20 protein-coding genes and 1 pseudogene are annotated in these 22,835 nt (G+C 71.8%); 8 read left to right on the top strand and 13 right to left on the bottom strand.

Annotated features, from left to right (window positions below; translation table 11 throughout):
• Positions 1 to 60 precede the first annotated feature (60 nt).
• Together HW837_RS30670 and HW837_RS30675 are read right to left on the bottom strand one after the other, a co-directional pair.
• On the bottom strand, positions 61 to 915 hold the full coding sequence (locus tag HW837_RS30670) for an alpha/beta fold hydrolase (RefSeq protein ID WP_045556410.1): 855 nt from the start codon (positions 913 to 915) through the stop codon (positions 61 to 63).
• Positions 916 to 964: 49 nt separating this feature from the next.
• Positions 965 to 1,720, bottom strand: coding sequence for a class I SAM-dependent methyltransferase (locus HW837_RS30675; RefSeq protein WP_193380372.1), 756 nt, complete (start codon positions 1,718 to 1,720; stop codon positions 965 to 967).
• Positions 1,721 to 1,908: 188 nt separating this feature from the next.
• Here HW837_RS30675 and HW837_RS30680 point away from each other — a divergent pair, with 188 nt between their 5' ends.
• On the top strand, positions 1,909 to 2,880 hold the full coding sequence (locus HW837_RS30680; protein WP_193380373.1) for a Vgb family protein: 972 nt from the start codon (positions 1,909 to 1,911) through the stop codon (positions 2,878 to 2,880).
• 119 nt (positions 2,881 to 2,999) lie between these two features.
• A complete protein-coding gene (locus HW837_RS30685; RefSeq protein ID WP_193380374.1) occupies positions 3,000 to 3,566 on the top strand; it encodes a hypothetical protein in 567 nt (188 codons plus the stop codon).
• On the opposite strand, the gene HW837_RS30690 is transcribed toward HW837_RS30685, so the two are convergent.
• The 7 genes and pseudogenes from HW837_RS30690 to HW837_RS30720 all read right to left on the bottom strand — a co-directional run bounded on the left by HW837_RS30690 (position 3,567) and on the right by HW837_RS30720 (position 10,616).
• Positions 3,567 to 3,977 (bottom strand): cytidine/deoxycytidylate deaminase family protein, encoded by a 411-nt coding sequence (locus HW837_RS30690; RefSeq protein WP_193380375.1) that lies wholly within the window; start codon positions 3,975 to 3,977, stop codon positions 3,567 to 3,569.
• Between the two features lie 10 nt (positions 3,978 to 3,987).
• On the bottom strand, positions 3,988 to 4,524 hold the full coding sequence (locus HW837_RS30695; protein ID WP_193380376.1) for a P-loop nucleotide/nucleoside kinase family protein: 537 nt from the start codon (positions 4,522 to 4,524) through the stop codon (positions 3,988 to 3,990).
• Positions 4,524 to 5,180 (bottom strand): hypothetical protein, encoded by a 657-nt coding sequence (locus HW837_RS30700; protein WP_193380377.1) that lies wholly within the window; start codon positions 5,178 to 5,180, stop codon positions 4,524 to 4,526. Before HW837_RS30700 ends, HW837_RS30695 begins: the two co-directional genes overlap by 1 nt.
• 52 nt (positions 5,181 to 5,232) lie before the next feature.
• Complete coding sequence (locus tag HW837_RS30705; RefSeq protein ID WP_193380378.1) at positions 5,233 to 6,723, bottom strand: aldehyde dehydrogenase family protein; 1,491 nt, start codon at positions 6,721 to 6,723, stop codon at positions 5,233 to 5,235.
• Positions 6,720 to 8,453, bottom strand: a pseudogene (locus HW837_RS30710) (N-acyl-D-amino-acid deacylase family protein); the annotation flags it as partial. The pseudogene HW837_RS30710 and the gene HW837_RS30705, both read right to left, overlap by 4 nt.
• A 132-nt stretch (positions 8,454 to 8,585) precedes the next feature.
• Positions 8,586 to 9,704, bottom strand: a complete 1,119-nt coding sequence (locus tag HW837_RS30715; RefSeq protein WP_078853322.1) for an LLM class flavin-dependent oxidoreductase — start codon at positions 9,702 to 9,704, stop codon at positions 8,586 to 8,588.
• A 159-nt stretch (positions 9,705 to 9,863) separates the two neighbouring features.
• Positions 9,864 to 10,616 carry an SDR family NAD(P)-dependent oxidoreductase gene (locus HW837_RS30720; RefSeq protein WP_045556126.1) on the bottom strand — a complete coding sequence of 251 codons (753 nt, stop codon included), beginning with the start codon at positions 10,614 to 10,616 and terminating at the stop codon, positions 9,864 to 9,866.
• Between the two features lie 197 nt (positions 10,617 to 10,813).
• On the opposite strand from HW837_RS30720, the gene HW837_RS30725 reads away from it, so the two are divergent.
• Both HW837_RS30725 and HW837_RS30730 read left to right on the top strand, forming a co-directional pair.
• On the top strand, positions 10,814 to 11,557 hold the full coding sequence (locus HW837_RS30725) for a hypothetical protein (protein ID WP_177261854.1): 744 nt from the start codon (positions 10,814 to 10,816) through the stop codon (positions 11,555 to 11,557).
• A gap of 106 nt (positions 11,558 to 11,663) precedes the next feature.
• Positions 11,664 to 12,455: a hypothetical protein gene (locus HW837_RS30730; protein WP_093789788.1), complete on the top strand. Its 792-nt coding sequence runs from the start codon at positions 11,664 to 11,666 to the stop codon at positions 12,453 to 12,455.
• A gap of 126 nt (positions 12,456 to 12,581) precedes the next feature.
• On the opposite strand, the gene HW837_RS30735 is transcribed toward HW837_RS30730, so the two are convergent.
• Positions 12,582 to 13,337: a response regulator transcription factor gene (locus HW837_RS30735; protein WP_234442443.1), complete on the bottom strand. Its 756-nt coding sequence runs from the start codon at positions 13,335 to 13,337 to the stop codon at positions 12,582 to 12,584.
• A 359-nt stretch (positions 13,338 to 13,696) separates the two neighbouring features.
• On the opposite strand from HW837_RS30735, the gene HW837_RS30740 reads away from it, so the two are divergent.
• Complete coding sequence (locus HW837_RS30740) at positions 13,697 to 14,476, top strand: hypothetical protein (protein ID WP_390623582.1); 780 nt, start codon at positions 13,697 to 13,699, stop codon at positions 14,474 to 14,476.
• Positions 14,477 to 14,521: 45 nt separating this feature from the next.
• On the opposite strand, the gene HW837_RS30745 is transcribed toward HW837_RS30740, so the two are convergent.
• Together HW837_RS30745 and HW837_RS30750 are read right to left on the bottom strand one after the other, a co-directional pair.
• Complete coding sequence (locus HW837_RS30745) at positions 14,522 to 15,424, bottom strand: LLM class F420-dependent oxidoreductase (RefSeq protein ID WP_045556406.1); 903 nt, start codon at positions 15,422 to 15,424, stop codon at positions 14,522 to 14,524.
• A gap of 29 nt (positions 15,425 to 15,453) precedes the next feature.
• On the bottom strand, positions 15,454 to 16,737 hold the full coding sequence (locus tag HW837_RS30750; protein WP_193380380.1) for an amidohydrolase family protein: 1,284 nt from the start codon (positions 16,735 to 16,737) through the stop codon (positions 15,454 to 15,456).
• Between the two features lie 286 nt (positions 16,738 to 17,023).
• Here HW837_RS30750 and afsR point away from each other — a divergent pair, with 286 nt between their 5' ends.
• The 3 genes from afsR to HW837_RS30765 all read left to right on the top strand — a co-directional run bounded on the left by afsR (position 17,024) and on the right by HW837_RS30765 (position 20,831).
• Positions 17,024 to 19,966, top strand: coding sequence for an SARP-family global regulator AfsR (gene afsR / locus HW837_RS30755; RefSeq protein ID WP_237270450.1), 2,943 nt, complete (start codon positions 17,024 to 17,026; stop codon positions 19,964 to 19,966).
• 206 nt (positions 19,967 to 20,172) lie between these two features.
• A complete protein-coding gene (afsS, locus tag HW837_RS30760) occupies positions 20,173 to 20,367 on the top strand; it encodes a regulatory protein AfsS (RefSeq protein WP_193380382.1) in 195 nt (64 codons plus the stop codon).
• Positions 20,368 to 20,471: 104 nt separating this feature from the next.
• A complete protein-coding gene (locus HW837_RS30765; protein ID WP_193380383.1) occupies positions 20,472 to 20,831 on the top strand; it encodes a DUF6247 family protein in 360 nt (119 codons plus the stop codon).
• 271 nt (positions 20,832 to 21,102) lie between these two features.
• Here HW837_RS30765 and HW837_RS30770 read toward each other — a convergent pair whose 3' ends face one another.
• Positions 21,103 to 22,791, bottom strand: a complete 1,689-nt coding sequence (locus HW837_RS30770; protein WP_237270463.1) for a fatty acid--CoA ligase family protein — start codon at positions 22,789 to 22,791, stop codon at positions 21,103 to 21,105.
• Positions 22,792 to 22,835 lie beyond the last annotated feature (44 nt).

A 22,835-nucleotide genomic window follows, 5' to 3' on the forward strand; every position in this document is an offset into this window, starting at 1 on the left:
GCCACGCCCCGCCCCCGGACTCGTGTCCCCGCCCCGGCCCCACACACGTCCCACCGCGGCTCACCCCAGACGCGCGTACAGGTCCTCGACGAAGTGCCGTACCGCGTCCGGGTCACGAAGGGTCGGGAAGTGGTCGGCGGACGGCAGGCGGACGAGGCGGCAGTGGGGGATGCGCGCGGCGATCTCCTCGTTGCAGCGGACGACCTCGGGCTGGTCCTTCTCGCCGAGGAGGACGGCGGCGGGGAGGTCCAGGTCGCCGAGACGGTCGAAGGCCGGTGGCGGCGGCGCCTCGTGGCCGTACGTCGTGAACCACGCCGGGATCGCCGCCCGCAGCGCCGCGTCGGCCTCGACGTCCGGGCTCGGCCCCGCCCCGCCCCACAGCCCCAGCCCGAGAGCGACCAGGCCGTCCAGGTCGCCCTCCTTGGCGAGCCGGCCGATCTCCTCGGTCAGCTCGGCCGACTCCAGGCCCGCATAGCCGCTGACCCCCGGCACCACCAGGCCCAGCGCCGCCACCCGCTCCGGCTCCGCCAGGGCGAAACTGATCGCGGTCGAGCCGCCCATGCTCGACCCGACGAGCACCGCACGGTCCACGCCGAAGTGGTCCAGCACCGCCCGCAGATCACCCACCTGCGTGTACGACGTCCCCGGCCGCGGCGATCTGCCGAACCCGCGCGCGTCGTACCGGATCACCCGGTAGCGGCCACGGCCCAGCCCGCCCGCGCGGGCTCCCACACCCGTCCCCGCGTCCGCACCCGTCAGCACGCGGTCCCAGACGCGCGAGTCCCCGACGCCCGGGTGCAGCAGCACCACCGGCGGCGGCTCGTCCGCCCCCGAACCCGTCGCCCTCGGCGGCCCCGAGGCGTCCGCCCAGACCTCGCCGGCCTCCACCGGCACCATGCACTCCACGCGCTCCATGGTCATGACTCTGCCCGAGCGACAGAGCAGAGCAAAAGCAGCGAATCGGTCAGGACGACGTTGGCCGACACGCCACGAACACGAGCTCCTTCCCGGGCCGGTCGGGAGCGTCCCGTACGTCCTCGACCGTGTAGCCGTGCGCGAGCAGATCCGCCTCGACCTCGCCCCGTTCGCGGAATCTGAGGGTGGAGTCGGAGGTGAGGGTCACCGCCTCGCCCCCGGCGGCGCCACCGGTCCCGTCGAGGACGTAGTGCCAGCGGAACGACACCAAAGGGCCGGTGATGCCGGTCAGTTCCACCCAGCTCTCGACGGTGCCGACGCCCGGAACGTCGGTCACCCCGTACGACGCCTCGCGGTTCCACGTCTCCCACGCCCGTCCCGCCGGGTCGCGGGTCTCGAAAACGAGCCGACCGCCCGGCCGCAGCGCCTCGTGCGCCGCCGCGAGGGTCCGCCGCCACAGCTCCGGGTCGACGATCTCCTGCGCCGCGTTGGCCGTCATCGTGACGAGGTCGACCTGGAGCGGGGGAAGGACCGTCGCGTCACCGTGGATCCAACGGACCCGTTCCGCCCCGGGTTTGGCCCGCGCGACATCGAGGGAGGCACCGGCCGGGTCGACCCCGACGACGTCCACCCCACGCTCCGCCAGCAGCAACGCGAACACCCCCGTCCCACAGCCGATGTCCAGCACCTGCCTCGCGCCGAACTCCTCCGCGAGGAGCAGATAGGCGTCCAGGTCGCCGCGGTCGGGGTCGAGCGGATCGTAGAGCCCGGCCAGCCGCGGGTCGCGGAAGATCTCGTCACCCATGCCGTCACCCCTGCCCTGCCCAACGGCCCCCGATGCGGGCGGAATTCGCGCGACACGGCACAGGCGCCCCATGGAAGGTGGTCACGGACGATCGACCGCCCGACCGCCCGACCGCCGACCGCCGAGACGATCGCTGACCGCTGACCGCTGACCGCTGACCGCTGACCGCTGACCGAGGAGTCCACCCCATGCCTGATCGCCAGAAGACCGTGTCCATCACGGAGTTCGCCGTCTCCGACGCCGAGGCCGGGCCGTACGGTGTCACGACCGGGCCGGACGGCGCATTGTGGTTCACGTTGGTCCACGCCGGGCGGATCGGTCGGTTCGCGCTCGACGGTGAGGTCACGTCGTACGCCCTGGAAACGACGACCGGCGGGCCGTCCGTCATCACCTCCGGGCCGGACGGCGCGCTGTGGTTCACCGAGTTCCGGGGGCATCGGATCGGGCGGATCAGCACGGCCGGCGAGGTGACGTCCTTCGCGCTGCCGACGCCGGACGCGGGACCGTTCGGGATCGCGGTCGGCGCGGACGACGCGTTGTGGTTCACGGAGTCGGGGGTCGACCGGATCGGCCGGATCACGACTGACGGGGAGATCACCGAGTTCCCGCTCCCGCTCACCGGGGCGTTCGCGTCGGCCATCGCGGCCGGGTCGGACGGTCGGCTGTGGTTCACGATGAACCAGGCCAACGCCATCGGTGCGATCACCCTGGACGGGGAGGTCACGGTCCACCCGCTGCCGACGCCGGGCGCCGGGCCCGTGGGCATCGCCGCCGGTGGTGACGGGGCCCTGTGGTTCGTGGAGATCGGGGCGGGTCAGATCGGGCGGATCACCACGGACGGCAAGATCGACGAGTTCCCGCTGCCGGACCGGGGGTGCCGCCCGCACGCCATCGTCGCCGAGGCGGAGGGAGTGGCCGGGGCCGGGTCCGGTGGTGCTTGCTGGTTCACGGAGTGGGGTGCGAACCGCGTCGGCCGGATCACCTACGACGCCGCGCACCCCGAACCGCACGAGATGCACGAACTCCACGAACTCCACGAGTACGACCTGCCGACGCCCTCCTCGGAGCCTCACGGAATCACCCTGGGCCCGGACGGCGCCGTGTGGACGGCCCTGGAGACAGGCTCCCTGGCCCGCGTGGAGGCGCGCTTCCAGGAGTGAGCCAACAGCAACCTCAGATTCTCCTCTGAACCCACCCCGCCGCCTTGTCACCCCTCTCGCCCCGGTGTCACGATCACGCTCTCGCCCACCACCAACTGGGCCAAAAACGGGGGTTGTTCATGTCACGTGCACCACGCGGGCCGCGCCGCGCCCGCGCCACCACTTTGGCGCTGGCGCTCCTGTCCGCCGCCGCACTCCTCTCCACCACCGCCTGCTCGTCCGAGTCCGGCGATGACAGGCGGCCAGGACGATCCGCCGAGCGGACGCAGGCGAAGGCGAACGAAGCCGGGGGCGGCCGCGAGGGCAGGGACAGTCTCGACGGCGACGCACCACGCGAGTTGGCGTATCGGGCCCCCGGCCCCGTGACCGACGGCGTCGTCCTGCGTCAGAACCGGACCCGGGGCAGCGCGCACCTGGAGTTCCGGGCGGCGAGGAAGGGTGAGGGAGGGGCCCTGTCCGTCACCGTGAGCTGCGAAGGCAAGGGCACCATCGAGGTCGTACTCCGGCCCATGGGCAACTCGTTCCCCATGGAGTGCCTCGACGACGAAGTGACGAACATCAGCAACGAGTTCGCCGTCGACGACGCGGAGCGCGCGGGCACGGTCTCCGTCACCGCCACCTCAGGGGTGCAGTGGTCCCTGTCGATGGACCGGGGCGAGCCGACGGAGCAGGAGTTCAGCGGCTAGCTAGGTGTCGAGCTGGTGGTCGGCCCACACGTAGGTCTCGGGCAGCAGGTCGGTGATGGGGACGGTGCGCAGGCGGTCGTCCTCACCGACGATGACCCCGAGGGCGGGGAAGTAGTCGAGCAGGACCTGTCGGCACCGGCCGCACGGTGGCACCACCCCTCGGTCGCGGTCGCCCACGGCGACGATCATGTCCAGCTCGTAGGCGCCCTGGGCGGCGGCGGCGCCGATCAGGACCAGCTCGGCGCAGGGTCCTCCGGTGAAGTGATAGGCGTTCACGGCGGTCACGATCCGACCGTCCCGGGCGCGGGCCGCGGCCGCCATGGTGTGGTTGTCGCCGCGGCAGCGCGTGCGGGCGACATGGGCCGCGGCGCGGATGAGTTCGTGGTCGACGGGGCGGGTCTGCGAGGTCATCCCCCCAGCCTCACCCGCCCACCCGCCCGAGCACCAGCTCAGCCAGCTCCGCCGGGCTCGCCTCGCCGTCCAGGAACACCGTGTCGGAGGGGAGGGTGTCGGCAGCGGCCGCGCACACCGCGATGCGGTCCTTGCACCACCGACGGACCCGTTCGTCCTGCTCGGGGTCGTCCGGGGTGAAGCCACGGCCGTCGATGCGGGCGGTCAGCACGGCCTCGGGGACCCGGAGGAAGAAGTGGTGGAGGGGAATGCCGGCCGCCCCGAGCGCGCCGAACACCTCGGCCACGTAGGCGGGGTTCACCAAGGTCATCGGCACCAGCACCGTCCGCCGCCCGTACTCCTCCGCCAGCCCCACCAGGAACCCGGCCACCTGCCGCCGCCACAGCCGCAGATCCTGGAAGTCCCCGGTCGGCACCTCCACGATCTCGCGCAGCACGTAGCCGATCACCTCCGGATCGAAGACCAGCGCGTCGGGCCACCGCCCCCGCAGCTCCTCCACCAACGTACTCTTGCCGCTCCCGAAGGCGCCGTTCACCCAGACGATCATCAGCCGACCGTACGCGTGTCCTCCCCGCGCCGCCCGGCTGTCCGGGCGAACTCGGCCAACGCCGTGAAGTCCGGTTCGCGCAGGCCCAGTCGGGGGTCGACGCGGTGCAGCAGGGCGTGTGGTCCGTGGCGTCGGGTGACGAAGGTGCGGTCGATGGCGGTCAGTTCGTCGTCCACCCACGCGAACGGGCGCCCCGTCGCGTGCTCGACGAGATGCGGTGTCTTCCAGAACAGGCCGACCGGCCAGGACGCACCGTCGGCCCCCGGGTCCCCCGGCCGCGCCCCGGTCCCTGACCGCTCCGCCACCCCCGCCCGTTCCGCCTCCCCCGGCCACTCCACCACCGGCAGTTCCGGCAGCCCCAGCACCGGTCCGATGTACGTGTTGGCCTCGGCGCCCCACGTCGTCGCCCACACCAGGTCGTACAGGCGCCCCAGCTCCAGCAGTCGCCGCCCGTGCTCCTCGTTCAGCCACACCCGCAACGGCTTGACGTACGCCGCCGGTTCACCCGGATGCTGGTCGAGCCAGCCCTGCGGCTTCATCCGGTGCGTGGCGTACCCGGCGGGCCGCCGCTCCGGCTTCGCCGCGTACGGGTTCAAGGGCCCGTCGACGTCCAGGTAGAGCAGAGGGCGCCGCCGAGACTCACCAGTACCACGCATGCGGACATCATCGCGTGGGCGGCGTCGCCGAGGACAGGCGGCGTACGACGGATCACCCCGGCCAGACGATCGCCTGCGTCTCGCTGTACGCGTGCAGCGCGTACGAGCCCACGTCTCGCCCCACCCCGCTCTGCTTGAAGCCCCCGAACGGCGCCTCCATGTTGCGGCCGACCGTGTTCACCCCCACGCCGCCCGCGCGCAGGCGCCGGGCCACCCGGAACGCCCGGGCGACGTCGCCGGACCAGACGTAGTCGATGAGGCCGTAGTCGCTGTCGTCGGCGAGGGCGACGGCCTGGTCCTCGTCGTCGAAGGGGAGGACGACGACGACCGGCCCGAAGATCTCCTCGCGGACGACCCGCATATCGGGCGTGCAGTCCGCCAGCAGGGTCGGCGCCACCCAGAAACCCCGTTCGTACGGCGGCCGTTCACCCCCCGCCACCACCCGCGCGCCCTCCTTGCGGCCCAGTTCGACGTACGACTCGACGCGGTCGCGGTGGGCCGCCGAGATCACCGGCCCCACCACCGTGCCCGGCGCGCGCGGATCGCCGACCGACAACCGGGCCGCGTAGGCGGCCAGTTGGGTCACCAGGCGGTCGTACACGCCTCGCTGCGCGATCACCCGCGTCGGCGCCGTGCAGATCTGTCCGCTGTAGAAGGTGAAGGTCGTGGCGATGCCGGCCACGGCCGCGCCGAGGTCCGCGTCGTCGAAGACGACCGCCGCGCCCTTCCCGCCCAGTTCCATCAGCTGGCGCTTCATCCCGCGCCCGCAGGCCTCCGCGATCCGCCGACCGACGGCCGTGGAGCCGGTGAAACTGACCATGTCGACGTCCGGTGAGTCCACGGCGGCCTCACCGACGTCCGGCCCCGAGCCGGTCACCACGTTCACCACACCCGGCGGGACACCGGCGGCCTCCAGGGCCTCCGCCATGCGGAGGACGGAGAGCGGGTCCTGCGGGGCCGGCTTCACGACCACCGTGTTGCCCATGGCGAGGGCGGGCGCGATCTTGCCCGCCGGGTTGGCCCAGGGGTTGTTGTACGAGGTGACGCAGGTGACCACGCCCACGGGCTGGCGCACCGCGAGGGCGCCCATCACGGCCGCCCTGCCGAAGGGCCCGGCCTCGTTGATCTGAGGCGCGATCGGCTCCTCCACCGGCTCCACGCGTGCGTACCGCTGGAAACGGGCGGCGCCCACGCCGACCTGCATGCCCCGCGCCGTCCCGGTCGTCGCACCGCTCTCGGCCTGCGCGAGGTCGGCGTACGGCACGAGGTGGCGCCGTATGTGGTCCGCCGTGCGGGCGAGGATCGCGGCCCGTTCCGCGGCCGGCGTCCTCGACCACGGGCCGAAGGCCTCCCGGGCGGCGGCGGCCGCCGCGTGCACCTGTTCCCGCGAGGCCTCGGGCGCCCACCCGACGACCTCCTCCGTCGCCGGGTCGACCACCGGGTAGTGCCCGCCGTCGGGCTCGACCCAGGAGCCGCCGATGAACAGCCGCCGCCGCTCCGAGGACTTCTCGGCAGCCCCTTCCGAAGGCCCCGGCCGGCTCACCGCGTGCTCACCGTGCGGGTGTCGCGCCCGCTGCGCAGGACCTTGCCGGGGACGGCGCCGGTCACCACGTCGTCGCGGATCGCCTCGACGCCGTTGACCCAGACCGCCCGTATGCCGATCGCCCTGGAGTCGAGGCGCGGGCTGTCACCCGGCAGGTCGTGCACCAGGGTGGCCTTGCCGGCGTCGACGCGCTCCGGGTCGAAGAGGACGAGGTCCGCATGCCACCCCTCCCGCACCTGGCCCCGTTCCCGCAGGCCGAAGAGGCGCGCCGGGTCGTCCGTGAGCATCTTCACCGCCTGCTCGAGACCGACGAGCTTCCGGCCGCGCAGACAGTCGCCGATGAACCGGGTGGTGTACGGGGCGCCGCACATGCGGTCCAGGTGGGCGCCGGCGTCGGAGCCGCCGAGGAGGACGTCCTCGTGCCGCCAGGTCTCGGCGCGCAGCGTCCAGGAGTCGGGGTCGTTGTCGGTGGGCATGGGCCACAGGACCGTACGGAGGTCGTCGGCGGCGCAGATCTCCACCAGGCACTCGAACGGTTCCTGCCCCCGCTCGGCGGCGATGTCCCGCACGACCCGTCCGGTGAGGCCCTCGTTGGCCGCGCTGTAGGTGTCGCCGATGACGTAGCGGCCGAAGTTGGCGAGCCGCCGGAAGACGCCCGCCTCCTTCGAGTCCGCCCGGCGCAGCATCTCCGCCCGCACGTCGGGGTCGCGGAGCCGCTCGATCCGTTCGGGTACCGGCAGGCCCAGGATCGGCCCCCAGCCGGGGATGAGGTTCAGCGCGCAGAACGTGCCCAGCGACATGTTCATCGGGGTGAGGATCGGCATGGTCAGCGCGACGACCCGGCCGCCCGCCTTCCGGGCCCGCTCGCTCGCCTCCAGCTGCCTCGGCACGCGCTCGGGGACGGCGGAGTCGATGGTGAGGACGTTCCAGTTGAGGGGGCGCCCGGCGACCGCGCTCATCTCGACGAAGAGGTCGATCTCGTCGTCGCTGAACTGGTCCAGGCAGCCGGCGACGATCGCCTCGATCTGGGTTCCCTCGTGCTCGCCCACCGCCCGGGAGAGCGCGATGAGTTCGGCGGGCTCGGCGTGCCGGGAGGCGACCGGCTGCCCGTCCCCGTCGCTGTGCGTCGAGGACTGCGTGGTCGACAGGCCCCAGGCCCCCGCGTCCATCGCCTCGTGGAACAGCCGCAGCATGGAGTCCAGTTGCTCGGCGCTGGGCTGTCCTCCGATGGCGTCCGGCCCCATCACGTACCGCCGCAGCGCGCAGTGCCCCACCATGAACCCGGCGTTGACCGCGATCCGTCCTTCGAGCGCGTCCAGGTACTCCCCGAAGCCACTCCAGGTCCAGGGAGCCCCCTCCTCCAGCGCGACGAGCGACATCCCCTCGACCTTGGACATCATCCGCCGCGTGTAGTCCGCGTCCTCGGGACGGTCGGGGTTGAGGGGCGCGAGCGTGAACCCGCAGTTGCCGCCCGCGACCGTGGTCACCCCGTGGTTGAGCGACGGCGTCGCGTACGGGTCCCAGAACAGCTGCGCGTCGTAGTGGGTATGGGGGTCGACGAACCCGGGCGCGAGCACGAGCCCGGTCGCGTCCTCGGACGTACGGGCGTCCTCGGTGACGGTCCCGATGACGGCGATCCGTCCGTCCCGTATGCCGACGTCAGCGGTGTACGCGGGCGCGCCGGTCCCGTCGACGACGGTCACACCTTTGATGACATGGTCGAGCACGACTCGCTCCTTCCGGGTGCCTGGTGAGAATGTGGGTGCCGCCCGTGCCGGTCAGGGGCGCGGGGCTGTGTCGACATGCGGCTCCGCCGCGTGGGCGCGACCAGCCCCCGCCCACCCGTAGCCGCCGTACAAACGTCAACCCGCCGCGCGGAACCGCGAAGTCCGATGCACTGGATCCGTGTCGATCTTCGGGATCACGTGCTCCCCCACCAGCCGGATCGTCTGGAGGGTCTCCTCCTTCGGCACCCCCACCGGCAACCCGAAGCTCAACTGATCCGCCCCGGCCTGCTCCCACCGCTTGCACTGCCGGAAGACCTCGTCCGGGTCCCCGCAGATCAACAGCTCTTCCTCGATGAGCAGTTCGATGAACTCCTCGTTGTACTCGGGCAGCGTCTCCGGCCAGACGGGGAAGCCGTCGGGCCGGGGGAACGTGTCGTGGTACCGGAAGACGAGCGAGGGCAGATAGTGCAGCCCGCCGCTCACGGCGATGCGTACCGCCTCGTCGTGCGTGGGCGCGCAGATCGCGGTCGTCGTCACCATCACGTTGTCGTTGACGAAGTCCCCGATGGGCTCCGCGTCGACGATCGCCGTCTTGTACTTCTCCAGCACCCACTCCATGTCGGAGACCTTCTGCACACTGAAGCCGAGCACCCCGAGGCCTTTGCGGGCGGCCATGGAGTACGAGGGCGGCGACCCGGCGGCGTACCACATCGCGGGGTGCGACTTCCCGTACGGCTTGGGCAGGATCTTGCGCGGCGGCAGCGACCAGTGCTTGCCCTGGAAGCCGACGTACTCGTCCTGGAGCCACATCTTGGGGAACTCGGCGATGGTCTCTTCCCAGATCTCCTTGGTGTAGTTCATGTCGGTCACCCCGGGGATGAACCCGAGGATCTCGTGCGAGCCGGCCCCGCGCCCGCTGCCGAACTCGAACCGGCCCTCGGTGAGGTGGTCGAGCATGGTGACCTTCTCGGCGACCTTCACGGGGTGGTTGACCTGGGCCAGCGGGTTGAAGATGCCGGAGCCGAGGTGGATCCGGTCCGTCGCGTGCGCCAGGTAGCCGAGGAAGACGTCGTTGGCCGACAGGTGCGAGTACTCCTCCAGGAAGTGGTGTTCGGAGGCCCAGGCGTACTTGAAGCCGGACTTGTCGGCCTGGATGACGTACTCGGTCTCCTCCATCAGCGCCTTGTGCTCCGCGAGGGGGTCGGTCTCGGCCCGCTTGCCCACGTATCCCTGTACAAAGAGCCCGAATTCCAAGGAGGTTCACCGTCCTCAGCCATACCCGGCAGTCGTCACGACTGTTTCTGACTGTACGTCAGATATCGACACGGCCGACTGTTCCACCGGCCCCGTGGAGCGTCAATAGCTGACGTGCCGTCAGATACATGGCCCGCGAAGGGAGGGAGCCGGGGGCGGTCAGAGGCTCACGCCGGCCAGCCAGCCCCCGTCGATCACGAACGGCTGCCCGGTGATGTAGGAGGAGTCGGCGCAGGAGAGAAAGAGTGCGAGGCGGGCGACCTCCTCGGGGCGGCCGATCCGGCCGAGCGGGATGCGCTTGCGGTAGAGCTTGTCGACGGCCTCGGCGGACACCTCGTCGCCCGGGTCGGTCATCGCGGTGTCGACGGCGCCGGGGCAGACCGCGTTGACCCGGATGCCCTTGCGGGCCAGCTCCAGCGCGGCGACCCGGGTGAGACCGACGATGGCGTGCTTGGTCGCGGCGTACGCGCCGACGTACGCCATGCCCGTCATCCCGGTGTACGAGGCGGTGTTGACGACGGTGCCGCCGCCGGCCGCCTCGATCTCGGGGGCCAGGGTCTTGATGCCGAGGAAGACACCGACCTGGTTGACCCGCACCACCTGCATGAACTCGTCGAGCGGGGTGTCGACGAGGGAGTTGAAGCGCAGCACACCGGCGTTGTTGACCAGCCCGTCGACGCGGCCGTACGCCCCCTTGGCGGCGGCCACGGCGTCCCGCCAGTCGTCCTCGCGGCTGACGTCCAGGTGGACGTAGAGCGCGCCGATCTCCTTGGCGAGGGCCTCCCCCTGGTCATCGAGGACGTCGGCGACGACCACCCGCGCCCCCTCGGCCCGGAACAGCCTGGCCTCCTGCTCGCCCTGGCCGCGCGCGGCGCCTGTGACGAGGACGACACGTCCGTCGAGCTTGCCCATGTGGACTCCCTTCGCGGTGCGTTGGCCGAGGTCAGGGTACCTCTCCAGCTGACGATTCGTCAGATGCGGGGGCAGTGCTTGCATATGCGATCTCAAGTGACCTACGAGTAGGGACATTTGACCCTGTCGATGTCATGTACGGAGCCCCAATATTCCTTCAGCAGAAGGTAAAGCAACACTCAAGGAGAGAGCCCGTCATGGCGAAGAGGCGCTTCAAGAACAAAAAGGTCCGGTACCTGGCGATCGGAGCCTCGCTCGTGACAGGTACGGCTGTCGCCGCCGTGCTTCTGCCGTCGGCCAGCGCGGCTGAGGAGTTGACGGCGGAACAGATCATCAAGAAGTGCGAGCGGGCCGAGGTACTGAACGGCAAGCAGCAGGACATCTTCGATTTCGGGGGCCACCCGGTGGCCGGCCCGAGCTTCGAGTCCGACAATTGCGATTTCGTCGAGACGAAATTCGAGACGTTCGACGGCCCCACGGAGAAGGTCACCGTGGACTTCCCGAACTGCGAGCCCAACGCCACCGAACCGTCGAAGGTGACCACCGAGTTCTCGAAGGCCGTGGGCCAGGGCGAGGGCAAGTACACCGCGACCCAGCAGGGTGCCCTCGGCGGTCTCTTCGGAGCCCTGAGCGGCGGCTGGGTGAAGCACAAGGGCACGCTGGACATGACGATCAAGACGGCCACCGCCAGCGAGTCGGAACAGCGGGAGGTCCCCGTCGGCAAGGTGATGCACGTGACGTTCACGCCGAAGATGCAGCGCATGACCGGCGAATGGCGCGTACGGATCGACGCCAACCCCGGCAGCTTCGCCGTGAACCCCTCCCCCGAGCAGAACCTCGTGGCCCCGGAGGTCGTCGAGGGCCCGGTCATCCTCGAGAGCGCCGCGGGCACGCCCGGCCTCGCCGACGGCACCACGAAGGTCGTCCTGGAGGACTGCTGACCTCCCATCCCCCGCTCCCCCCACCTCCTCTCCCCTCTCCCCACTCCCCCACTCCCCCTCCCCCCACCAGCTCTTTCCTCCCCACCTTTCCTCGCAGGAGACGCACATGACACGCACCGGGCGCAGCGGCAACCACCGCAGCAAGAAGAAGCGCATCACCCTCGCGCTGGCGCCGGTCGTCGCCCTCGGACTGGCCGTCCCGCTGATGTACAGCGCGGGCGCCGCCACCCCCGACGAGGTGGCCACCGACTGCCGCACGGACTCGGACAAACTGGAGAACTGCGAGTTCGTCGACGTCCAGGTCAAGCGCGACAGCCTCGGCCCCAACGAGCGGGTCACCTCGGTGACCGACAACTGCGGGGTCAGCACCGCGGCGACCAAGACCTTCAGCGGCACGGCGTCCGTGACGCGCGTCATTCAGCTGGAGGACGGCTTCAACACGGACGGCAGCACGAAACTGGCGAGTTCCGTCTTCGAGATCGGCGTCAAGTTCGCCACCCAGGAGTTCAACATCAAGCGCGACGACACCACCTCGTCGTTCTCCTTCTCCCGGTCCGACACGGTCAAGGCGGACCACGTCGCCTTCTTCATGTGGTCCCACAAGCGCACGGACGTGAGCGGCTTCCTCAAAGCCACCTACAAGGAGGCCCAGGACGGCCAGAAGGTGTTCTTCTCGCCCAGCGAGAACGCCACCAGCGTCCACGTGTTCTACCCGCAACTGCTGCCCAGCGGAACGCCGGACGGCCGTCTGTGGCTGCGCAACGTGAAGTGCGACACGCCCCAGGCGAACGGCATCCTCAACAGTGAGGGAAGCGTCCGCGCCGAACCCGGATTCGACGAGGGTGGCGCGAACGTGACCGACATCGAGATACCGCTCTCCGAAGTCACCGTTCAGTAGCGGCTGCGCTCCTGAAGGAAAACCGAGTAATCCCCCGTGCTCAGCGCGGGGGATTATCTTTTGGGTCGCCGAAAGGACCGCCCGTGTGTTCCCTATGCGTTCCCGAATACGGTCAATCGGGCGTTCTCATATGCGAACTCCGGGGGCCGCTCCCAGCCAGCGCAGCACGGCTTCGGTACTGCCGCGGGCGTCCAGCTTGGCGTAGATGTTGCTGAGGTTGTTGCGGACGGTCTTCTCGCTCAGCGTCAGCCGCAGGCCGATCTCCTGGGCGCCGAGGCCGGTGGAGAGCAGCTCCATGATCTGGCGTTCGCGGGGCGAGAGCAGGGAGCGCAGGCGTTCCGTCTCCTGCCCGTGCTCCGGCAGCCGCCGTGCCGCGTCGCGGATGACGGCGCAGGCCACGGGCGAGAAGTACGTGTGGCCGACCGTGGCGGCCACGACCGCGGAGGACAGCATGCAGGTGCAGTAGTCGCCCTCGACCAGATAGCCGGCCCCGCCCCGGAACACCCCCACCACCGTGTCGGGATCCTGCCGGGGGCTGACGACGATCACCGGGGCGCTCATGGACCCCATGGCCTTCAGCAGCCCCGCGAACGACTCCGAGGGGTCCTCGCAGCGCAGGACCACGACGTCCGCCTCGGTCTCGCGGAGTTCACGGTAGGGCGGCGGGACGAGGAGCGCGCTGCTGACGTACCGGTCGTCGGGGGCCGGCCAGTCGTCGTGCGGCCACCGGCCCGGGGCACAGGCCAGGGCGACCGACAGGCCCGGGGACGAGGGCGCCGGCCGGCGGGGCGGGTGTGCCGGGAGGTGGGAGGGGCGTGCGGTAACAGCTGAAACGGGGGTGCCTGCGTGCTGGGACGTTCTGACGTGCCGGGGGGATCGCACCTCGCGTGTCCTTCCGCCGAAGCCATGACTCCCCTACATACGTGACTCCGGCGTCAGTTGTTCGAAGTTTCAAGGACGAAAAGCCGAGCTGTCTGACAGGTTGCCGCCCCGGTCGCGGCGACGGCCGAAACCTGGCTGTCCCGAACTCCCCTACGTCAAGCGCGAGTTCAGGTGGTCGTCGACCGGGACGCGCGTGGAGCCTGGACTGGTGAGGCGGCCGGGCGGGCGGTAGGGTCCGGGCGTGCGTTGATCTGCCGGGCGGTGGCCGAGCGCCACCACAGAGGGTGCGGGCGCCCCCGACGAGTCCCTGGGCCGCCCGGTTCGGCATACCCGTCGTCCATGACACCGGAGATCACGCCATGACCGCTGAGCGGCCCTTCATGTCCCACGAGATGCCCTACGGCACGTCCCCTGCCGTGCCCTACGACGCGTTCGTCGAACTCGCCACCGCCGACCCCGCTGTCGTCGGCCTCGTCCTCAAGGGCTCCCGAGCCCATGAGGGCATGACCACCGAGCACTCCGACCACGATCTGTACGTCGTCCTCGCCGACGGCGCGACGACGGAGCTCACCCGGTTCGCGGGACACCGCACGCCGGGCCTCGATCTCGTCGTCCTCACCCTCGACGCGTTCCGCGCCGCCGGGATGCCCGGCTTCGAGCGGTACGCCCTCGCTCGCGCCCGGGTCGTGCTCGACCGGCTGGACGGAGGGATCGACCGGATCCTGTCCGCCAAAGCCCGGCTCGACGCCGACGAGGCCCACGGGGAGGCGGCCGCGTACCTCGACGCCTACGCCAACTCCCTGTACCGCTCGGTCAAGAATGCCCGCGACGGCCTCCCTCTCGCGGCCCGCCTGGACGCCGCCGACAGCGTCCGCTTCCTCCTGGAACTCCTCTTCGCCCTCGACCGACGCCCCCGCCCGTACAACAAGTACCTGCACTGGGAGCTGTCCCGCTTCCCGCTCCCCGATTGGGACACCGGCCACCTCCTCGGCACCGTGTCCCACATCGCGGCGACGGGCGACGTGCCCGCACAGCGCGACCTGTTCACCCGGGTCGAGGCCGTGGCCCGGGACGCCGGGCACGGAGCGGTACTGGACGACTGGGGGCATGACCTGCGCCTGATGAGGCCGCGGCGGTGACCGCTCCACCGGGGGCCGGCGGCAGGCTCTCCGCACCCCGGCCCCTCACAGCAGTGGAGCCACCGATTCACCGAACTGGCCCATCTGGTCGTTGAGTTCAGCGGCGTCGCGGCTCCGGAACCGCACCTGGATCTGATCCACGCCCATCGCCCCGTACGCGCGCAAGGACTCGGCGATCGCGGCCGGGCTCCCGGTGAGGGTGCGGCGCCCCACGTCCCATCCCGGCTCGCCCACGTACAGCGGCTCGGTGATCGCGCCGACGGTGAAGGGGCCGGTGGCGCCGACCTCCTCCCGCAGCCGCCGGAGCCGGGCGATCTGGGCCGGGAGGCGGTCGCGCGGGTCGCCCTGCGGCAGCCAGCCGTCGCCCCGGACGGCGGCCCGGCGGACGGCGGCGGGGGACGAGCCGCCGACCCACACCGGGACGCGGTCCTGGGCCGGGCGGGGCCGCTGGCCCAGATCCTCGAAGTCGTACAACTTGCCGTGGTGGGACGGGAATTCGTCGGGTCCGAGCGCCGCGCGCAGAGCGTCCAGGCACTCGTCCAGGACCGCTCCCCGCCGGTCGAAGTCCACCCCCAGCGCCTCGAACTCCTCCCGTACGTGCCCGGCGCCCACCCCGAGGATCAGCCGGCCGCCGGAGAGGTGGTCGAGGGTGGCGTACTGCTTCGCCGTGAGGAGCGGGTGGCGCAGGCCGACGACCGCGACATGGCTGAGCAGCCGCACCCGTTCGGTGACGGCGGCCAGGTGGGCGAGCGTGGCGACCGGGTCGTACCAGACCGTGCCCATCGCGGGCGCGAGACGGCGCGGGATGGCGACATGGTCGCAGACGGCGAGATACGCGAACCCCGCCCGATCGGCGGCCCGCGCGACCTCCCCCAGCTCCGCCGCCCCGGCGCCCGCCTCCCAGGGCTCGGCGTAGAGGGTGCTCTGGGACTGGACGGGGAGCTGCATCCCGTAGCGGAGCCCGGCCCCACCCCCGGTCAACGCGCGCTCCCCGGCCCCGCCCACAACCCGTCCTCCGTCAGCCCCAGCAGTTCGATCGCGTTCCGGCGCACGATCCGGTCCACCACGTCCGGGTCCAGGTGGCCCATCTGGGCCTCGCCGACCTGGCGGGACTCGGGCCAGGTGGAGTCGGAGTGGGGGTAGTCGGTCTCGTAGAGGACGTTGCCGACGCCGATCGCGTCCAGGTTGCGGAGCCCGAACGCGTCGTCGAAGAAGCAGCCGTAGACGTGGTCGGCGAACAGTTCCGACGGCGGGCGGTGGACCTTGTCCGCGACGCCGCCCCAGCCACGGTTCTCCTCCCAGACGACGTCCGCGCGCTCCAGGATGTACGGGATCCAGCCGATCTGGCCCTCGGCGTACATGACCCTGAGGTTCGGGAAGCGCTCGAACTTGCCGCTCATCAGCCAGTCGACCATCGAGAAGCAGCAGTTGGCGAAGGTGATGGTGGAGCCGACGGCGGGCGGCGCGTCCGCTGAGGTGGAGGGCATACGGCTGGAGGAGCCGATGTGCATGGCGACGACCGTGCCGGTCTCGTCGCAGGCGGCGAGGAAGGGGTCCCAGTCGTCGGTGTGGACGGAGGGGAGGCCCAGGTGCGGGGGTATCTCGGAGAAGGCCACCGCCCGGACGCCGCGCGCCGCGTTCCTGCGCACCTCCGCCGCCGCCAGCTCCGCGTCCCACAGCGGGATGAGGGTGAGCGGGATGAGCCGCCCCCGCGCCTCGGGGCCGCACCACTCCTCCACCATCCAGTCGTTGTACGCCCGGACGCCGAGCAGCCCCAGTTCACGGTCCGCGGCCTCGGTGAAGGTCTGGCCGCAGAAGCGCGGGAAGGTCGGGAAGCAGAGGGCCGACTGGACGTGGTTGACGTCCATGTCGGCGAGCCGCTGCGCGACGTCGTACGAGCCCGGGCGCATCTGCTCGTACGTGATGATCTCCAGCTTGATCTCGTCCCTGGAGTAGCCGACGGCGGTGTCGAGGCGGGTCAGCGGGCGGTGCAGGTCCTCGTAGACCCACCAGTCGCCGATGGGGCCGTCGTCGCCGGGGGCGCCCATCACGGGCTTGAAGCGGCCGCCGAGGAACGTCATCTCCTTCAGCGGCGCTCGGACCACCCGGGGGCCCGTGTCCAGGTACTTCTTGGGGAGCCGGTCCTGCCAGACGTGCGGGGGCTCCACCGTGTGGTCGTCGACGGAGATGATCTTCGGGAAGGGGGCGGGTGCGGGGGTGGGGCTGTCGGGATCCGTGGCGCTCGTCTCCAAGGTGTCCATGTCCGTCACGGTAGCGCTGATCTGACGGTCCGTCAGTAATGCGGCCGTGACTCTCCGGGCCTCCGCCCGCCTCCCCTTCGCCGAGCGCGCATGGGTGAGGAAACCCTGTGTGGGCCTGGTGACATCCCCCGTCGCTCCCTGTGATCGAGCTCTCCCACGGCTGACGGATCCGCCATGAACAAGGCAAACTGGCTCGGGTAACAAGGAGGCTTGGGGGACGTCGATGGGTGGTGAACCGGGAGTGCCGGAGAGCGGTGTGCCTCGCGTGCCGGAGCAAAGGGCTGCCATGGACGCCCCGGCTCCGGAACCGGCCCCCCACTTGTCGGACGAGTTGCGCTTCGCCGTGCTCGGACCGGTGCGGGCCTGGCGCGGCGCCGAGCCCCTGGCCACCGGTTCGCCCCAGCAACGCGCCCTGCTGGCCGCGCTGTTGCTGCGTGAGGGCCGTACGGCCACCGCGCACGAGCTGATCGACGCGCTGTGGGGCGACGACCCGCCCTCGCAGGCGCTGGCGGCGGTCCGCACGTACGCCTCCCGGCTGCGCAAGGTGCTCACCCCCGGCGTCCTGGTCAGCGAGTCCGGCGGCTACGCGGTCCGCGCGCTGCCCGGCGGCGCGCTGGACCTGGCCGTGGCCCAGGAACTGGCCGCCGACGCCGACAAGGCCCGGTCCTCCGGGGATCTGTGCCAGGCCCGCGCACTGCTGAACGAGGCGCTCGGGCTGTGGGACGGGGAGGTACTGGCGAGCGTGCCGGGGCCGTACGCGGAGACCCAGCGGGCCCGTCTGGAGGAGTGGCGGCTCCAACTGGTCGAGTCCCGGCTGGACATGGACCTGGAGCAGGGCTGCCACGCGGAGGCGGTCTCCGAGCTGACCGCGCTCACCGCCGCACACCCGTTGCGGGAGCGACTGCGCGAACTGCTGATGCTGGCGCTGTACCGCAGCGGCCGGCAGGCGGAGGCCCTGGCTGTCTACGCCGACACCCGCCGCCTGCTCGCCGACGAACTGGGCGTGGACCCCCGTCCGGACCTGCGCGGGTTGCAGCAGCGCATCCTCCAGGCGGACCCCGGTCTCGCGGAGCCCTCCGCACCCCTCGCCCCGGAGACCGGCGCGACCCCCGTACGGCCCGCCCAACTGCCCGCCACGGTTCCGGACTTCACCGGACGCGCCGCCTTCGTGAACGCCCTGAGCGCGGTGCTGACGGAGGCGTCCGGCGCCGAGGGCCAGGTGATGTCGGTGTCCGCGCTGGCGGGTATCGGCGGCGTGGGCAAGACGACGCTCGCCGTGCACGTGGCCCACCGGGCCCGGTCGGCCTTCCCCGACGGACAGCTGTACGTCGACCTCCAGGGCGCCGGCTCCCGCCCCGCCGAGCCGGAGACGGTCCTCGGCTCGTTCCTGCGGGCGCTCGGCACCGCCGACTCCGCGATCCCGGACTCCCTGGAGGAGCGGGCCGCGCTGTACCGGTCGGTGCTGGACGGCCGCCGGGTCCTGGTCCTGCTCGACAACGCGCGCGACGCGGCCCAGGTACGTCCGCTGCTGCCCGGCACGGCGGGGTGCGCGGCCCTGGTCACCGCCCGGGTACGGATGGTGGACCTGGCTGGCGCCCACCTCGTCGACCTCGACGTGATGTCGCCGGACGAGGCGTTGCAACTCTTCACGAAGATCGTCGGCCAGGAGCGCGTCGCGGCGGAGCGCGAGGCCGCGCTCGACGTCGTCGCGGCCTGCGGTTTCCTGCCGCTGGCCATCCGTATCGCCGCGTCCCGCCTGGCGGCGCGCAGGACGTGGACGGTCTCCGTCCTCGCCGCCAAACTCGCCGACGAGCGGCGCCGGCTGGACGAGCTGCAGGCCGGGGACCTGGCCGTGAAGGCCACCTTCGAGCTGGGCTACGGCCAGCTCGAGCCCGCCCAGGCCCGCGCCTTTCGCCTCCTCGGCCTCGCGGACGGCCCGGACATCTCCCTGGCCGCCGCGGCCGCCGTACTGGACCTGCCGCCGGACGACACCGAGGACGTCCTGGAGACCCTCGTCGACACCTCCCTCCTGGAATCCGCCGCCCCCGGCCGCTACCGCTTCCACGATCTCGTCCGCCTCTACGCGCGTGCATGCGCCGAACGCGACGAACAGCCGCCGAGCGAGCGGACGGCGGCGATGTCACGGCTGCTGGACTTCTATCTGGCGACGGCGACGCGGGTGTACGCGATCGAGCGGCCCGGGGACCGGACGGTCGCGCATCTGGAGAGGAGCCAGTACGCCGGCCGGGAGTTCGCCTCCGCCTCGGACGCGCTGGACTGGCTGCACGCGGAGGCGGAGCCGCTGCTCGCGTGCGTGCAGCAGTCCCTGGGGGCATCCACACTGCGGCGGGCCGTCGACCTCCTGCTGGCCACCATCGATCTGGCCGAGTCCGGCGCCGGTTCGCGCCGCTACGAAACGACCGCGCTCGCCGCTCGGGACGCGGCCGCGGCGCTCGGGGACGCGCACGCCGAGACCCGGGCACGCATCACGCTGGCGCAGGTCCTCAGCCAGGCGGGGCGTTTCGACGAGGCGGAGCAGGAGGCCGCGCGCGCCGATCTCGTGAACGGGACGGCTGAGGACCCCTGGACGAGCGGCACCGCCCCCAACCAGCTGGGCATCATCGCCAACTGCACCGCCCGCTTCCCGGACGCCGAGGTCTTCCTGCTCAGGGCCATCGAGGCGTTCCAGGCGGACGGCAACAAGCCCGGCGAGGCCAGCGCGGTGTGCAACCTGTCTCGTTCTCTCGCCTCGATGGGCCGCACCGCCAGGGCGGTCGAGCTCGCCCAGCGAGGCGTGGAGATCTACGACGAGCTGGGCCTGTCCCTACGCATCGCCAACGCCCGCTATGCCTCGGGGACCGTGCTCACGCAGGCGGGCCGGCTCCCGGAGGCCCTGGAGCAGCTCGACGCGGCACTGCGGATCTTCACCGAGAACCGTCAGCGGCTCTGGGAGGGGACGACTCATTTCCGGGTGGCCCAGGTCCACCTGGCGGCCCGTCGCCCCGCGCAGGCCGCCCGGCACGCCGAACAGGCGCTGGCGATCGGCTGCATCGGCGGCGACTGGATGAGGGCCAACGCCCTGACCCTGCTGGGCAGGGCCCTGGTGGCCCTCGGCCAGTCGGACCGGGCCCGTGCCTGCTGGCGCGAGGCGCTCACGATGTACGAGCAGTCCGGCTCGTCCGAGGCGGCGGAGGTGCGCGGGCTGCTCCACCCGCTCGCGGCGGCGTGACACGCCTGGGGCGGGACGTTCATCGAACGTTTATGAGCGGCTGACAGTCTCAGGTCATCGATCCGTCGCGTCGGGGGGCAGGCGGATCCACAGGGCCTCATGAATGACCCGAGGTCACTCGAAACGCCCGTTCGGCGACCCCCGGGGGAGTTGCCGAACGGGCGCTTCCGCCGAGAAACACCGCTCACTCACGGGGAGTTCCAGCTATGAGCGACAAGAAGAAGCAGGACCCGGAGATCACCACGATGGACCAGCACACGCCCGCTCCGCCCGGCAAGGACGGCGCGATCACCCCGCTGGACCAGCACACGCCGGCCCCGCCGAGCGAGGACCCGGAGATCACCATGATGGACCAGCACACGCCGGCTCCGCCCGCCCTGGACCTGGGCGGCAAGAAGTAGACCTTTGCCCGACGGGGATCGGCCGCGGTGGCGCGGAGGGGGAGCCACCGCGGCCGAGGCATGTCCGGTGGCCGGTTCCGGCACCATCGAGGAAGGGGACCAGGATGATCGCAGCGCGTGTCGGATCCGGTGCCTCCGTCGTCGCACGGCCGGAGAGGACCCCGCCCGCGCTGCGCGCGGCCCTGGAACAGGTCGCCCCGCATCGCGTGGGCGAGATGGAACGGCAGAAGGACGAGGCCATCACCCTGGCGGCCCGCACGGGCAGCCTCGGCCCGATCACCCGGTTCCTCGACACCTGGGCCGTGGCGGTCGAGATCGCCCGCGTCCCGGCCGCCGCCGAGCGCCTGCGCACCGCCGAGCACACCGCACGCACCGTGGCCCCCGACGACCCCGCCTGGCGCGAGGCCATGAACGAGATCCACGCCCTCCACACAGCGGCGCGGGAGTCACTGAGCAGCGACTGATCGGAAGCCGGACGACGGCTGGGCGGCGGCCAAGCAGGGACTGAGCAGCGGCCGGGCGGCGGCCAAGCGGAGACTGCGCAGCGGCCGGGCGGCAACCGCACGACAGGAGGGCGGCAGTTGAGCCGAGACCGGGTCCCACCGGCCCAACCACTCCCGCACCTCCACCCCCGCCCGACCACTCCCGAACGACCACCCCCACCAGGCCACCCCACCCGGCCGCCCCCACCAGGCCGCCCCCACCAGGCCGCCCCCGCGCCTCTACCCCCGCCCCTCACCACCCCCGCAACTCCCCCTTCACCACCTTCCCGCTCGCGTTCCGCGGCAGCTCGCCCACGAAGGTCACCGACCGCGGCACCTTGTAGTTGGCCATCTCCCGGCGGGACCACGCGATGAGGTCATCGGCGGTCACCAGGGAGTCGGGGCGGCGGACGACGAACGCCCTGCCGACCTCGCCGAGGCGGGGGTCGGGGACGCCGACGACCGCCACGTCCGCGACATCGGGGTGGAGGCCGAGGAGTTGCTCGATCTCCGCGGGATACGCGTTGAAGCCGCCGACGATGAACATGTCCTTGAGGCGGTCGGTGATCCGCAGGTTGCCGTCCTCGTCCAGCACGCCGATGTCGCCGGTGCGCAGCCAGCCGTCGGCGGTGACCGCGCGGGCGGTCTCGGCGGGGTCCTCGAAGTAGCCGCGCATCACGTTGAAGCCGCGGACGAGCACCTCCCCGGGCGCACCGGCCGGCAGGGGGGAGCCCAGCGGATCGACGACGCGCACCTCAGTCCCGGGGACCGCCCGGCCGGACGTCGACGCGATCACCGACGGCTCGTCGCCGCGCCGGCACATCGTGACGATGCCGGACGCCTCGGACAGGCCGTACGCGGTCAGCACGGTGTCGACGCGGAGTTCGGCCCGCAGCCGTTCGACGAGCCGGAGCGGGACCACCGCCGCGCCCGTCACCACCAGCCGCAGCGCGCTCAGGTCGTAGTCGTCGCGGGCGGGGTGGTCCAGGAGGGACTGGTGGAGGGTCGGCGGGCCGGGCAGGACCGAGACCCGCTCGGCCGCCACGTTGGCCATCGCCGTCTCCACGTTGAACACCGGCTGCGGGATCATCGTCGCGCCCCGCATCAGGCAGGCGATCACCCCGGCCTTGTAGCCGAAGGTGTGGAAGAACGGGTTCACGATCAGATAGCGGTCGCCCTGCCGGAGCCCGGCCAGCTCGCTCCACACCTCGTACGCGCGCAGGGTCTGCGCATGGGTGATCACCGCGCCCTTGGGGCGGCCGGTCGTGCCGGAGGTGAAGATGATGTCGGACGGGGAGTCGCCCGTCAGCCGGTCGGAGCGGGCCCGCACCTCCTGCGCGGTCACCCCGTCGCCGCTCGCGAGGAAGTCCTTCCAGGTGCGGAAGTCGGCGGGGGCGTCGTCCGAGAGCACCACCGCCTGCTCCAGATGCGGGAGTCCGGGCAGCGGCCCCGGCCGTCCGCACACGCTGCCGGCCCCCGGCGCCCGCAGCCGCCCGCCGTCCGCGCCCGCCGCGCGCCGGAGCGAGGCCACGTACGAGGTGCCGAGGAAGGTGCCGGTGACGAACAGCAGCTTCGCCCGGCTGCGCGCCAGCACATCCGCGGCCTCACCGCCCTTGAAGCGGGTGTTCAGCGGGACGAGGACCGCGCCCGCCGAGACCGCGCCGAGCGCGGCGACGATCCAGTCGAGGGAGTTCGGGGCCCAGAGGGCGACCCGGTCGCCGACCCGCACCCCGTTCGCGACGCACGCCGCCGCCGCGCGCTCCACCCGGGCGCCCAGCTCCGCGTACGACACCCGGGTACGTCCGTCGACGACGGCCTCGACCCCGGCGTACCGCCGGGCCGCCGCGCGGACCAGCCCGGCGACGGTCCCCCACTCCAGGTCACCGCGCCTCCCGACCAGGTCACCGCGCGGCCCCTCCCGGTCACCGCGCCGTCCCTCCATGTCACCGCTCACAGCAGGCCTCCGTACCCGAGAACCGGTGTTCA

It is taken from the genome of Streptomyces caniscabiei (assembly GCF_014930365.1).
In the GTDB taxonomy this organism is placed as follows: Bacteria; Actinomycetota; Actinomycetes; order Streptomycetales; family Streptomycetaceae; genus Streptomyces; species Streptomyces caniscabiei.